The organism is Acidiluteibacter ferrifornacis, from assembly GCF_009909615.1.
Classification (GTDB): Bacteria; Bacteroidota; Bacteroidia; order Flavobacteriales_E; family Vicingaceae; genus Acidiluteibacter; species Acidiluteibacter ferrifornacis.
In genome coordinates this window covers 1-842 of record NZ_WWNE01000002.1, presented here as the reverse complement: position 1 = coordinate 842, position 842 = coordinate 1, and the positions used below count along the sequence as shown (strand labels likewise).

At 35.6% G+C, this 842-nt stretch carries 1 protein-coding gene; it reads left to right on the top strand.

The window, feature by feature from the left end:
* Positions 1 to 58 precede the first annotated feature (58 nt).
* The coding region (locus GQN54_RS00030; RefSeq protein WP_394350970.1) for a hypothetical protein at positions 59 to 842 on the top strand (784 nt) is incomplete at its 3' end.

Below are 842 nucleotides of genomic sequence, written 5' to 3'. Positions count from 1 at the left end.
GAAAAATCTCAAAAAATACATTACAAGAATAAACCTCCAATTATTATTAATTTTTTTATTGCCTACTATAGCCACCGCCCAAGGCGGTTGGCAGTGGGCAAAAAACTATGGAGGGGACAGGAATCCACCAGTAGAGACAGTGAGTAGTCTACAAACGGATCAATGGGGGAATATCTACATTGCAGGAACTATAACAGACATTTACCAGCGCGACAGTGCAGGAAATGTGCTTTACGACAGCAATTTTTTTCCATTGTTGCACAATTACGGCAAAGAAGACATTTGGGTAGCCAAATATAGTCCAACTGGTAAAAACTTATGGAGCGAATATGCTGGAAGTGGCAATCCGGATTACTTTTATGCTTCTACATTAGATAAAAATGGGAATTTATATATTGCAGGACAATTAAGCTACAATTCCTTCCGGCTACCGCACACCTTTAATAACAAGCCAATATCTGGAGATAGTTTAAATGGGTTTATAGCAAAATTAGATTCGTCAGGTAAATTGTTATGGCACAAACCTTTTGGGTTTGATTCTCTAACATCTCGTGCAGTTTGTGCAAGAGGTCGTACGCTTTCACTTGATCAAAACAATGTTCTTCATTTTCTATTTTTATCTTGTCAACAACAAATTTTGTTTAATACAGACACTATTGATGATGTATGGTACGATGCAGAATTTACTTCTAATGGAGATTATATCTCTTCAAAAAGATTGCCTTTTAAAGATTACCAAACTAGCCCATCTAATTTAAAAACAAATATTGACGCGAATGGCAATTATTATTTTCATGGTTCTTTTCAAAGAGATACGCTTTTTCTATTGAATGACACTATTG